Below are 11738 nucleotides of genomic sequence, written 5' to 3' on the forward strand. Positions count from 1 at the left end.
ATCTGTCATGTTGTCAGACGCGCTTTCACAAGACATTTCGATTTCGAGAGGATACATCATGGATCGTCGTTCTTTCATTCGCACGGCCGGTGTGCTGGGCGCAGGCGCTGCCGCAACGGGGCTTGCTGCTCCGGCTATCGCGCAGGGCAATATCACTTGGCGCATGGTCACAACCTGGCCCAAGAATTTCCCCGGTCTGGGCGTCGGCGCACAGCGTCTGGCGGATCGGATCACCCTCGCTTCGGGTGGGCGGCTGACCGTTCAGGTTTATTCGGCCGGCGAAATGGTTCCGCCGCTTCAGTCGCTGGATGCCGTCATCGACGGCAGCGCCGAGATGAGCCACGGCGCCGCCTACTACTGGCAGAACAAATCGCCTGCGTTGTCGTTCTTTACCGGCGTCCCCTATGGCATGACCACGCCCGAACTCACCGCGTGGGTCCGCTTCATGGGCGGTCAGGAAATCTGGGACGAAATCTATGATCAGTTCGGCGTTCAGGGTTTCCTGTCGGGCAACACCGGCACGCAGGCTGGCGGCTGGTTCCGCGATGAGCTGAAAAGCGTCGAAGACGTCAAGGGCGTCCGTTTCCGCACCCCTGGCCTTGGTGGCCGGGTCTGGGAAAAGCTGGGCGCGACAGTTACCAACATGGCTGCGGGCGAAATTTTTCAGGCGCTGCAGTCGGGAACACTCGACGCTGCTGAATTCGTGGGGCCGTACAACGACCTCGCGCTTGGTTTCTATCAGGTGGCCAAGAACTACTACATGCCGTCCTTCGTGGAATCGGGTCTGGCGACCGAACTGGTTGTGGACAAGAAGAAGTATCAGGAACTGCCCGACGATCTGCAGGCGATCATCCGCGATGTGAGCCAGGCAGAATACGATATGGTTGCGGCCGATTTCATCGCCAACGATCCGCGCGCGTTGAAGACTCTGGTCGAGGATCACGGCGTGCAGGTGCGCAACTTCCCCGACGACATCATGGAAGCAGGCGCCAAGGCGTCGGTCGAAGTGATCGAAGAACTGCGCAACAGCGATGACGCGCTGGTCAAGAAGACGACCGAAAGCTTTATCGAGGCGCTGAACCTGCTGCGGACCCGTACCGAAAAGATCGACGCGCCCTATACGGCCGCGCGCCAGAAGTACCTCAAGTACTGATCATTGCGATCACGCGAACAGAAAGGCCCGGTGTTTCCACCGGGCCTTTTTTCGTGTGACCGTCACCCAGCGATCAGGCGGGGCAGCCATGTGACGATTCCGGGGAAGGCGAACAGGATGGCAATTGCCACGACCTGCAGCACCACAAAGGGCAGGATACCGCGGTAGATCGCGCTGGTTGGCAGATCTGCGGGAGCGACGCCACGCAGGTAAAACAACGCAAATCCGAACGGCGGGGTAAGAAAGGACGTTTGAAGGTTCACACCCACCAGAACACCCAGCCAGACCGGGTCCACATCCATCGCCAGCAGGACCGGGGCGGTAATCGGGATCACGATAAAGATGATCTCGAACGTATCGAGGATGAACCCGAGGAAGAACATGATGACCATGACCACGGCTACCGCCGCCAGCGTACCGCCGGGCAGGTTGCTCAGGAATTCGTGGACGAGGTTGTCGCCGCCCATCATCCGGAACACCACGGAAAACACTGACGCCCCCAGCAGGATCACAAACACCATGCTGGTGATCGTCGCAGTGGCCACCACGGTTTCGCGCAGGATACCAAAGGACAACCGCCAGCGCAGCGCCGCCAGCAGCATCGCGCCCACGGCACCCACTGACGCGGCTTCGGTCGGGGTCGCAATGCCACCAAGGATCGAGCCGAGCACGGCCAAGATCAGGCAGAGCGGCGGGAGCAGCGCGGTAAAGACCTCGCGCAGCAGCTCGCCCTTTTCCTCGGGCGGGACAGGTGTGGCCGGGCAGGAAGCAGGATCGGTCACCGCCTTGAACACCACAAACATCAGGTAGAGCGCTACCAGCAGCATCCCGGGCAGAAGCGCCCCGGCGAACAGGTCGCCCACGGATACCGGCACGGGTGCGAAATTGCCCTTGGCCATCTGCACCTGGCTGTTGATGCCCGACAGCATGTCCCCCATGAAGATCAACACCGTGGACGGTGGGATGATCTGGCCCAGTGTTCCGCTGGCGCAGATAACGCCTGTGGCCAGTTTCGGGTCATACCCGGCACGCAGCATCGCGGGCAGTGAAATCAGCCCCATGGTCACCACGGTCGCGCCAACCACCCCGGTCGAGGCGGCGAGCATCGCGCCCACAAGGATAACCGACAGACCCAGTCCGCCGCGCAGGTTGCCGAACAGCTTGCTCATCGTCAGCAGCAACTGTTCCGCGATCTGACTGCGTTCCAGCATCACCCCCATGAAGATGAACAGCGGCACGGCCACCAGCACCTCATTCGTCATGAACCCGATATAACGGCTGGGAAGCGCGCCAAAGTTCGACGGATCGAAGACACCCAAAGCCATCCCGACAGCGCCGAACATCAGCGACACACCGGCCAGAGTGAAGGCCACCGGAAAGCCGAGCAGCAGGAAACCGATCACGCCAAAGAACATCAGGGCGGCGAGCGCTTCGCCGATTGTCACCGGATCCATCAGATTGCTCCCTGCGGATGATCGGGGCCACTGTCAGGACCGTACTGCATTGATTTTGGCACCAGATCGGCATTGCCGGACAGGACCAGGATCGACCGAATGATCATCGCCACACCCTGAAGGGCGATCAGGGCCGCAAAGGCGATGATAAAGGATTTCAGGACATAGAGCCCGGGCATCCCGCCAACATTCGCCGAAGCCTCGTGATAGCCCCAGGCGCGCTGCACGAAGGGCATGGAATATTGATAGACCACCCAGGTGAAGGGTAGAAGAAAGAGGAAAACACCACCGAGATCGGTCAGCGCCCGTGTCCGCATCCGGGCCGGGCGGTAAAAGATGTCCACCCGCACATGGTCATCGCGCAACAGCGCAAAACCCGCGACGGCGGTGAACATCGCCCCGTTCAGCCAGATATAGAGGTCCTGCATCCAGACATAGCTGATCGCGAAAAAGTAGCGCTGCACCACGACGGTAAAGCACACCGCGACGATGGCCAGCGACAGCCAGGCGAACGTTTTGCCGATGATAAGGTTTACGGCGCATATCAATGCGGCAATTCCAGCAAGAAAACGCACATTCCCCCCTTACCCGGATCGGTTCCAGTGTTTGTTTGGCACGTCAATCAAAGTGCGGCGTAAAGAAGTCAAGGCGAAGATGTGATTTCGGGCAGTTGCGGTCGTTCTAACCTGTCCTGCGGTGTCAGCGGTGAGGCGCATCGGGCCGGAATGATGTATCGATAGGGCCGTCAGCAAGCCAGCACCGCCGCCTTTTCGGGCGGCTGCAGCATGAACCCCTTCGATCCCGGGAACGCCTCTCCCTGTCATCGCAAATATTACATAAACCAAATTATGCGTTTATCGGCCCGACAAAGGGTGCACCAGTGCAGAGTTGCACCAAAACCCCAGACCATCGGCGACCACCTACTGTGGAGTTTTCCGGTGAAAGGCCGGACCATGACAGATGTCACTGTCTGGTTCCGCGTCATAGGGATCGCGTCCCGCCTTGGTAAAGGCACCGAGCCCTGCGGGTCTCAACTTTTCCGATACCCTGTTCAGTGTCCCGCGCCCGCCGGTGCCTTGGCCGCCGGGCGCATGAGCAATGCGCCAAGGGCAAGAGTTGCGAATATCACCGCCAGGATCGTGAAGATGTCGATAAAGGACATCACCGCCGCCTGCCCGCTGATCCGTGCGGCCATCTGCGCCAGCGCACCACTCGCGCCGTCCAGACCGCGCGCGGTCAGGTTTCGGGCCATGGCGTCAAGCTGGCTGACTGCCTCGGGGTTGGTCCAGGACACGGATTCGGACAGGCGTTCGTAGTGCAGCGCGCTACGGTCCGTCAGCAGCGTGTTGATCACGGCAAGACCCAGTGCACCACCAAGGTTCCGTGTCAGGTTATAAAGGCCCGAAGCCCCCTTCATCTTCTCCCGGGGCAAGGTGCCGAGTGCGAGATTGTTGATTGGCACCATGCACAGCATCAGCGACATGCCGCGCAGGATCTGTGGCACTAGCAGTTCATTGAAATCCCAGTCGGCGGTCATGCCCGTCAGCATCCAGGTCGAAGTGGCAAAACCCATGAAGCCAATCAACAGCATCAGCCGCAGGTCCATCCTGGACGACAGGATCCCGGCAAGCGGCGCGCTGGCGAACATCGCAAGGCCCGAAACGAACATTGTTTGACCGATCATCAGGCTGTCATACCCGCGCACAGAACCGAGGTAGAGCGGATAAAGATAAGTCAGCCCGTAAAGACCGACGCCCATCACAAAGGAAAACAACGACCCGACGGCAAAGTTGACGTCATTGAAAGACGACAGATCGACGATCGGTTCTTCCCGGGTAAAGGCCCGCCAGAACGTGACGGCCCCGCCGACGACCATCACCAGCGCCATGATGGCGACTGCGTGATCAGAGAGCCAATCGTTTGACGGTCCTTCCTCAAGCACGAATTCAAGGCCACCCAGAAAGCCGGCCATGGCCAGAAGGCCCCACCAGTCGAAGCGGTCGAACAGTTTCCAGTTTGGGCGGTCGAAATCGATCAGGCTCCAAGCCCCGACGGCGACAAGGATGCCCGGGATCACGTTGACAAGGAACAGCCAGTGCCAGGACATCGCGTGGCTCAGGTAGCCACCGACGGTCGGTCCGACGGTGGGCGCGAGGGTCGCAATCAGCCCGATGATGGGCGAGACGATACTGCGCTTGGACGGCGGGAAAATGGTGAAGGCGGCAGCAAAGACAGACGGGATCATACCGCCGCCAAGGAACCCCTGCAGGGCACGCCAGACGATCATTTCGCTGATCGATCCGGAAGTGGCGCACATGAAGGACGCCGCGGTAAACCCAGCCGCCGACAGCGTGAACAGCAGCCGCGTCGACATCATCCGGGCAAGGAAACCCGACAGCGGGATCATGATGACCTCGGCAATCAGGTACGAGGTCTGCACCCAGCTGATTTCGTCCGGCGACGCGCCCAGCCCCGCCTGAATGTCAGGTAGCGAGGCCGAGACGATCTGGATGTCGAGGATTGCCATGAACATGCCCAATACCATGACCATGAAGGCGGCGATGCGGCGCGGCGTCAGTTCTGTGTCGTCGGTCAAAGTGGGGGCGGCTGTACTGGCCACGGATCCTACTCCGACAGGGCCGCAACCGTCGCGGTGCCGGGGGTCGGCGTCGTGCGGGTGTCGATGGAAATCTCGGTGGACAGCCCGGCGCGCAGCTGGCCGGTGGCCAGAGCGGCCTCTGGCAGCGAGATGCGGATGGGGATGCGCTGGATGATCTTGGTAAAGTTGCCGGTGGCGTTGTCGGCGGGCAATAGCGAAAAGACGGCCCCCGTCGCAGGCGCGACCGAGTCGACGCGCCCTTCGAATGTCTGCCCCGGCAGGGCGTCAAAACTCATTTCGACCAAAGCGCCGGGACCGACGCCCGCCATCTGCGTTTCCTTGAGGTTCGCTTCGACGAAAAGGCTCCCATCGGGGATCAGCGCAGCCAGCCGCGCACCCGGCGCGACCATGTCGCCAACCTCGAGCGTCATGTTGGCCACAATGCCATCGGCGGGCGCGCGCAGGACCGTCAGATCCAGATCGCGGCGCGCCTGATCGACGGCAATCCCAAGCTCACGGCGCTGGCCTTCGGATTCGGCCCGCTCGGCCTGCAGCACGGCAACCTGCGCTTCGGCGCTGGCAATTGCGGCCTCGGCACTGGCCAGGCCTGCGCGAGCCACATCAAGATCTTCGGTTGCGGTATCGAGCGCCGCCTGGCTTGTCACCTTGTTCGAGGCCAATTTTTCAGTGCGGTCGGCATTGGTTCTGGCAGTTCTCAGCTGCGCATCCGCCGTGTCCCGTGCGGCTTCGGCCTGTGCCACCCCGGCGCGGGCAGCGGCTATCTGGGCATCGATCCGGGCCAGAGTGTCGCCCGCCGTGGCGAACCGGCTTTGCGATGTGGCCAGCGCGTTGCGATAGTCGCCGTCGTCCAGTCGGACAAGGATATCACCTGCGGAAACGTGGTCGTTCGATCCGACGCTTACCGTGGCGACATAGCCCTGCACCCGGCTGCTTACCAGCGTCACATCGGCCGCGACATAGGCGTCGTCCGTGGTTTCCATGAAACGTCCGGCGGTCCAGTATTGCGTGCCCTGCCAGCCGCCCACGCCCAGAGCGATCAGTCCGACAAGCCCAAAGATCACCTTCTTGCGGCTTCCCTTGCGGGGCGCTTCGGCGGTGGGATCGTCCAGTTTGGTGGAGTCAGGTGTCAGTCGTTCGTGTCTGGACATGGTCCCGCTCTCCTGCAATTGATCGAACCGATCGGTTCGATCCGCATTTAGGCCAACTCACGCCTCCAATCAAGCCTTTATCGAACCGATCAGTTCGATTAAAAGGCTTGCAGTTAATTTGATCCACTGTGACGGGTCATGATGATCGGTAAGGACGCGTGTTGAATGGATGACTCAAAGTGCAGTGCCCGGCACGCCGCCGGTGCTGATCCGGCAAAACGGGGCCAGATTCTTGCCGGGGCAAAGCGCGTTTTCATGGAGCGTGGCTTTGACGCCGCCGGGGTAAATGACATCTGCCGTGCTGCAGGTGTCTCCAAGAGCACGCTGTACATCTATTTCGACGGCAAGGAGGATCTGTTCGAGTCGATGGTCGAGGAGGAGCGCGCCAAGCGTTTCGAAAACGTGACCAGCATACTGTCGAGCGATGATCCAACGGTCGAGGTGCTGCATCGCTATGGCTGTGCGGTGGTGTCCATCGTTTGTTCGGACGAAGTGGTCAAGGCACAGCGCATCATCATCGGAATCGCCGAAAGGATGCCGGCGCTTGGCGCGCGCTTTTTCACCGGCGGCGCGATGCGGTCACAGACCGCTCTGGCCACCTATCTCCGCAGTGCCGTGGCATCCGGTCAGCTTGCCATACCGGACGTTCCCCGCGCCGCCGCCCAGTTCCTTGAGCTGTCGACCGCCACCCTGTGGAAGCCGCGGCTATTCGGTCAAAGGACCGTAGCGCCCGCGCCCCACGAGATCGAGGCCGCCGTCACCAGTGCGGTCACCTTGTTCATGGCGGCCTATAAGGTCGCCAAATCTGCCTAAAGACGCTCGGCCGCGCGGGCCAGCCCGTCCGTGACCGCCGTGAACACCTCTGAAAAACTGTGCCGGGCATCGGGAAACACATCCCGCATCGTGTCCGAAACCACCGACATCAGACTGGAACCGCCAACGTAGATCACCCGATCAATCCGGCCCGCGTCAAGTCCTGCAAGCGCCAGCGTGTCCCGCGCACCTTCGTGCAACGCTGCCGCATGCGGGGCAAGGACGGCAGCCAGAGTTTCGGGTGGCAGCGGGGCAAACAGCCCCCGCTCGAGTGGATCAAGCAGGATGCGGGACGATGCATCGCCATCGTTTGCGGCGATCTTGCCGCGTTCGACCGCAAAGGCCATTTCATGACCAAGCTCGTGCTCAAGCACACTGGCCAGCCGAGTGAATTTTTTCGGCTCGTCCGCCACTTTCAGCATGTCCGCGACCATGCGGCGGTTCTGCGGAGTGTAGAGAAACGGAATCTTTTCCCAGGTGGCGAGGTCATTGAATATGCCGTTCGGCGCAGGCAGCGACCCGTCGCCCATCACATTGCGCAACTGGGTTCCGCGCCCCAGAAGCGGCATCACTTCGTTGAAACTGATCGTGCGGTCGAAATCCGTGCCGCCGATGCGCACGCCGTGGGTGGCCAGGATCGTCACACCGTCCCCGTCCGAGCGAAACAGTGAAAAGTCGGACGTACCACCGCCGATGTCGACGATCAGTCCGATCTCGCCCGACTGTTCAAGCGCGCCGCTGGCGATGGCGGCGGCCTCGGGTTCGGGCATGAAGGCGACTTCCTTGAAACCCGCCGCCAGATAGCAGGCGCGCAGGTCCGCCTCGGCCTGATCCTCGCGCGGATCGTTCATGCCGTGAAACACCACCGGACGCCCTGACAGGGCGCGCTCAAAGCTAAGGCCCGTCTCGGCCTCGGCGCGGATCCTGATTTCGCGCAGGAAGCGGGCGATGATGTCGACGAAAGTCACCCGTTCGTTCAGGATCTGGCGCTTTTCATGCATCAAACTTGTGCCAAGCACCCGTTTGAGTGCCCGCATGAACCGTCCTTCGATTCCGGCCAGCAGCGCCTGATTGGCCGGTTCGCCGATCAGCGTCCGCCGCGTATCGAAATCAAAGAAGAACGTGGTCGGCAGGGTAGTCTGGCCCGGCGCCATCCGGATCAGATGCGGCTTGCCGTCCCGCATGTATCCTGCGGCAGAGTTGGAAGTACCAAAATCTATGCCCAACGCGTGGCTTTGTCGTCCCATGCCCGAAGTCTTTCTACGCCAGATCGAAAGGCGCGGATTTATGGGTACCGAGGGGCATCGTCAAGCGATGATGACGACAGATCCCCGAGATCCGAGCGCCACTTTGTTTCGGCACTTCGGAGGATGCCATGATTTGACTCCGCCAAAGCAGCCAGCGGTGCATCCCATGGCGCGATGAATTCGAAGGGAAGGAGAATTTCGGCAATCACATCTTCAGCTCACGTCTGCAGGATCACCACACTCGACCGGGCAGCATATTGGGTTCGCCGCCGAACATGGCCCCGCGGAACACCGCCGTTTTCCGATTACCGAGCGCCAGAACGCCCCGGGCGTGTCACGCGATCTGTCCGAGGAAATTTTTCAGACGTTCGTTGGTGGGGTTGTTGAAAAAGGCCTCTGGTGCGTTCTCTTCAACGATCACGCCATTGTCCATGAAGATAACCCGGTCGGCGACCGCACGGGCGAAATCCATCTCATGCGTGACGCAGAGCATGGTCATGCCCTCCCGCGCAAGATCGATCATCGTATCCAGAACTTCCTTGACCATTTCAGGGTCCAACGCTGATGTCGGCTCGTCGAAAAGCATTATGCGAGGCTTCATGCACAGGGCCCGTGCTATCGCGACGCGCTGTTGCTGACCGCCAGACAGCTGGGCCGGGTATTTGTCGGCCTGTTCGGGGATCCGGACGCGTTCCAGATATTGCCGTGCGGTGGCTTCGGCCTCGGTTCGGGAAATCTTGCGGCTTTTCATCGGGGCAAGGACGCAGTTTTCCAGCACGGTCATGTGCGGGAACAGATTGAACGACTGGAAAACCATGCCGACGTCGCGACGGACCTTGGCCACGTTGTCGCCGCCAGCCGTCAATTCGATCCCGTCCACGGTGATCGTACCGGATTCTATCGCCTCAAGCTGGTTGATGGTGCGGATCAGCGTCGATTTTCCGGACCCGGATGGGCCGCAGATGACGATCCGTTCGCCGCGTTCGACCGTGAGGTCGATGTCTTTCAGCGCGTGGAAGGCCCCGTAATACTTGTTCACGGCACGCATGAGGATGGCTTGTTCGGTCATGATCGGTTCCCTGAAAGGCGCCCGGTCTGTATCGACCGGGCGGCTAAACATCACTGGGCGGTTTTCACGAAGTCTGGCAGAGGCTCTCCGAGCCATTTCTCGTGGATCTTGTCCAGTGCCCCGTCCGATTTGGCCTGCTCGACAAAGCCGTTGATCTTGACCAGCAGCGCGTCAGAGCCCGGTGCGACCGCGATCCCCTGCACCTGACTGGAAAGGTCGAACTTTTTGTCAAAGCGGTCGCCCATTGCCGCAGCAATCTGCGACATGACGACGTTTGAGGCCCCGATCAGTTTGACCTGACCCGACAGCAGCGCCTGAACGGCGGTCGCGTCATCGTCAAAGCGCCGGATATCGGTGCCTTCGGGCGCAACGGCAGTAACGCCACTGTCCTGCGTAGAGGCGCGCGCGACAGAAATCGACTGCCCCGACAGACCGGCCTTGTCTGTTACTTCAAGTCCATTGTCGCCATAGACGGCGATGCTGATCCCCGCATAGGGCCGCGAGAAATCGACCTTCTGCGCGCGCTCTTCGGTGATACCGAGCGATGCAACCAGAACATCGACCTGACCCGACAGCAGATAGGGGATGCGGTTCGGTCCGGTTACGGGCACGATCTGGGCAGTGACACCCATATAGTCTGCCAGGGCCTTGGCGACGTCGGCATCATATCCATCGGGATTGCCCGACATATCCTGAATGCCGAAGGGCGGGAAATCGACCAGCATGCCGATTTTGACGGTGCCCGCGGCTTCGATTTCGGCCAGATCGGCGGCCATTGAAGGGGCGGCAAGGCCTGCGACCAGCGCGCTGGCGGCAAGGGTGGTGAACAAACGGCGGTTCAGTTTCATGGTTTCCTCCTCCTTGAGGTCTCAGCGCGTGATTGCACGACGCATCCGGGTTTCCATGTGACGGGCCAGCAGGGAAAGCGGCCAGCACAGGATGAAGTACAGGGCAGCGACCGTGCCAAAGACCAGAAACGGCTTGAAAGTCGCGTTGTTGATGATCTGACCGGCGCGGGTCAGTTCAGTGAATCCGATGATCGAGGCCAAAGAAGTGCCCTTGATCAGTTGCACAAGGAATCCAACGGTCGGCGCGATGGCCAGCCGCAGCGCCTGTGGCAGAACGACATGGCGCATGCGGTCGGTGTAGGACAGGGAAAGCGCGGTGGCGGCTTCGGCCTGACCGGAGGGGACGGCTTCGATAGCGCCGCGCCAGATTTCGCCCAGATAAGCGCTGGCATGAAAGGTGAGCGCGACAGCGGCGGCGAGCAACGGATTGATCGGCAGCCCGACCACGGCAAGGCCAAAATAGACGAGGAACAACTGCATCAGCAGCGGTGTGCCCTGAAACACCTGGATAAAACCGGCGGCGATGCGGCGTAGCGCCTTGCTCTGGGACGTGCGCGTCAGGGCAATCAGCAACCCGCCAAGGGCACCGCCCAGAAAGGCGATGGCCGACAGGATCAGCGTCCAGCGGACCGCCAGAACGATGAACAGAACTTCGGCGGATGTGAATTCGCGGATCATGTCAGCGGCTCGCGGGATAGGTGAAAAAGCTGCGGCGGATTGCGGCGAACAGTGTCGAGAAACCAAGCGCCAGCAGGAAATACATGATGGTCAGCATCAGATAGATTTCGAAACTCGCAAAGGTGCGGGCATTCAGATCGGCACCAGCCGAAGCCAGATCATTGGCCGAGATGACCGAAACCACACTTGAAGTCAGCATGAGATAGATGAATTGGCTGGTCAGCGAGGGGTAGATGTTCCGCAATGCCGGTTTCATCACCACATAGCGAAAGATCTGCACCGGACTCAGCCCAAGCGCGCGGCCCGCTTCGATCTGGCCGCCGGGGATGGATTCGATTCCGGCGCGAATGATTTCGGTCCCGTAGGCGCCAACGTTGACGACCAACGCGACAATCGCCGCAGTGTTAGGCGACATCGATATGCCGATCGCGGGAAGGCCGAAGAAGATAAAGAAGATCTGCACAAGGAAGGGCGTGTTGCGGATCACTTCAACATAGACATCCATCACCCAGCGCAGCGGCCGAATGCCCGAGGTTTTGGCGACCGCACCCAAGAGCGAAACGATCAGCCCGAGCACCATCGCAATCAACGACATGCGAATCGTCAGCCAAGCGCCATAAAGCAGCAAATCGAGATTTTCGAACACGGGCTGAAAGCTAAAGTTATACATCTGCCCTCCCCAGAGAATGTATCAATTCATCCTATTAG

At 60.6% G+C, this 11738-nt stretch carries 11 protein-coding genes; 2 read left to right on the forward strand and 9 right to left on the reverse strand.

All coding sequences use genetic code 11. The annotated features are described in order from the left end of the window. The first annotated feature begins 58 nt into the window (after window positions 1–58). Window positions 59–1153, forward strand: a complete 1095-nt coding sequence (locus tag CHB75_RS16155) for a TRAP transporter substrate-binding protein (RefSeq protein WP_089272351.1) — start codon at window positions 59–61, stop codon at window positions 1151–1153. 62 nt (window positions 1154–1215) lie between these two features. On the opposite strand, the gene CHB75_RS16160 is transcribed toward CHB75_RS16155, so the two are convergent. The 4 genes from CHB75_RS16160 to CHB75_RS16175 all read right to left on the reverse strand — a co-directional run bounded on the left by CHB75_RS16160 (window position 1216) and on the right by CHB75_RS16175 (window position 6375). Beyond that, a complete protein-coding gene (locus tag CHB75_RS16160; RefSeq protein ID WP_089272352.1) occupies window positions 1216–2607 on the reverse strand; it encodes a TRAP transporter large permease in 1392 nt (463 codons plus the stop codon). Further along, on the reverse strand, window positions 2607–3182 hold the full coding sequence (locus CHB75_RS16165) for a TRAP transporter small permease subunit (protein WP_089272354.1): 576 nt from the start codon (window positions 3180–3182) through the stop codon (window positions 2607–2609). The genes CHB75_RS16160 and CHB75_RS16165 overlap by 1 nt, the downstream gene beginning before the upstream one ends. 476 nt (window positions 3183–3658) lie before the next feature. Next, window positions 3659–5227, reverse strand: coding sequence for a DHA2 family efflux MFS transporter permease subunit (locus CHB75_RS16170; protein WP_245841026.1), 1569 nt, complete (start codon window positions 5225–5227; stop codon window positions 3659–3661). A gap of 5 nt (window positions 5228–5232) precedes the next feature. Continuing rightward, window positions 5233–6375: an HlyD family secretion protein gene (locus tag CHB75_RS16175; RefSeq protein WP_089272355.1), complete on the reverse strand. Its 1143-nt coding sequence runs from the start codon at window positions 6373–6375 to the stop codon at window positions 5233–5235. Window positions 6376–6540: 165 nt separating this feature from the next. On the opposite strand from CHB75_RS16175, the gene CHB75_RS16180 reads away from it, so the two are divergent. Beyond that, complete coding sequence (locus CHB75_RS16180; RefSeq protein ID WP_089272357.1) at window positions 6541–7188, forward strand: TetR/AcrR family transcriptional regulator; 648 nt, start codon at window positions 6541–6543, stop codon at window positions 7186–7188. Here CHB75_RS16180 and CHB75_RS16185 read toward each other — a convergent pair. The 5 genes from CHB75_RS16185 to CHB75_RS16205 all read right to left on the reverse strand — a co-directional run bounded on the left by CHB75_RS16185 (window position 7185) and on the right by CHB75_RS16205 (window position 11700). Further along, window positions 7185–8435 carry an Hsp70 family protein gene (locus tag CHB75_RS16185; protein ID WP_089272359.1) on the reverse strand — a complete coding sequence of 417 codons (1251 nt, stop codon included), beginning with the start codon at window positions 8433–8435 and terminating at the stop codon, window positions 7185–7187. The genes CHB75_RS16180 and CHB75_RS16185 overlap by 4 nt on opposite strands. Before the next feature lie 334 nt (window positions 8436–8769). Then, the gene (locus CHB75_RS16190) at window positions 8770–9504 is read right to left on the reverse strand and encodes an amino acid ABC transporter ATP-binding protein (RefSeq protein WP_089272361.1); all 735 of its coding nucleotides are present in this window, start codon (window positions 9502–9504) and stop codon (window positions 8770–8772) included. A gap of 50 nt (window positions 9505–9554) precedes the next feature. Continuing rightward, a complete protein-coding gene (locus CHB75_RS16195) occupies window positions 9555–10352 on the reverse strand; it encodes a transporter substrate-binding domain-containing protein (RefSeq protein WP_089272363.1) in 798 nt (265 codons plus the stop codon). Between the two features lie 21 nt (window positions 10353–10373). After that, the gene (locus tag CHB75_RS16200) at window positions 10374–11030 is read right to left on the reverse strand and encodes an amino acid ABC transporter permease (protein ID WP_089272365.1); all 657 of its coding nucleotides are present in this window, start codon (window positions 11028–11030) and stop codon (window positions 10374–10376) included. Window position 11031: 1 nt separating this feature from the next. Further along, window positions 11032–11700 (reverse strand): amino acid ABC transporter permease, encoded by a 669-nt coding sequence (locus tag CHB75_RS16205; RefSeq protein ID WP_089272367.1) that lies wholly within the window; start codon window positions 11698–11700, stop codon window positions 11032–11034. Window positions 11701–11738 lie beyond the last annotated feature (38 nt).

It is taken from the genome of Puniceibacterium sediminis (genome assembly GCF_900188035.1).
In the GTDB taxonomy this organism is placed as follows: domain Bacteria; phylum Pseudomonadota; class Alphaproteobacteria; order Rhodobacterales; family Rhodobacteraceae; genus Puniceibacterium; species Puniceibacterium sediminis.

What these genes read in the sequence shown, in the direction of transcription:
- CHB75_RS16190 (WP_089272361.1), bottom strand. Translation starts at nt 9,504, where the DNA reads ATGACCGAACAAGCCATCCTCATGCGTGCCGTGAACAAGTATTACGGG.
- CHB75_RS16200 (WP_089272365.1), bottom strand. Translation starts at nt 11,030, where the DNA reads ATGATCCGCGAATTCACATCCGCCGAAGTTCTGTTCATCGTTCTGGCG.
- CHB75_RS16185 (WP_089272359.1), bottom strand. Translation starts at nt 8,435, where the DNA reads ATGGGACGACAAAGCCACGCGTTGGGCATAGATTTTGGTACTTCCAAC.
- CHB75_RS16175 (WP_089272355.1), bottom strand. Translation starts at nt 6,375, where the DNA reads ATGTCCAGACACGAACGACTGACACCTGACTCCACCAAACTGGACGAT.
- CHB75_RS16160 (WP_089272352.1), bottom strand. Translation starts at nt 2,607, where the DNA reads ATGGATCCGGTGACAATCGGCGAAGCGCTCGCCGCCCTGATGTTCTTT.
- CHB75_RS16195 (WP_089272363.1), bottom strand. Translation starts at nt 10,352, where the DNA reads ATGAAACTGAACCGCCGTTTGTTCACCACCCTTGCCGCCAGCGCGCTG.
- CHB75_RS16180 (WP_089272357.1), top strand. Translation starts at nt 6,541, where the DNA reads ATGGATGACTCAAAGTGCAGTGCCCGGCACGCCGCCGGTGCTGATCCG.
- CHB75_RS16205 (WP_089272367.1), bottom strand. Translation starts at nt 11,700, where the DNA reads ATGTATAACTTTAGCTTTCAGCCCGTGTTCGAAAATCTCGATTTGCTG.
- CHB75_RS16155 (WP_089272351.1), top strand. Translation starts at nt 59, where the DNA reads ATGGATCGTCGTTCTTTCATTCGCACGGCCGGTGTGCTGGGCGCAGGC.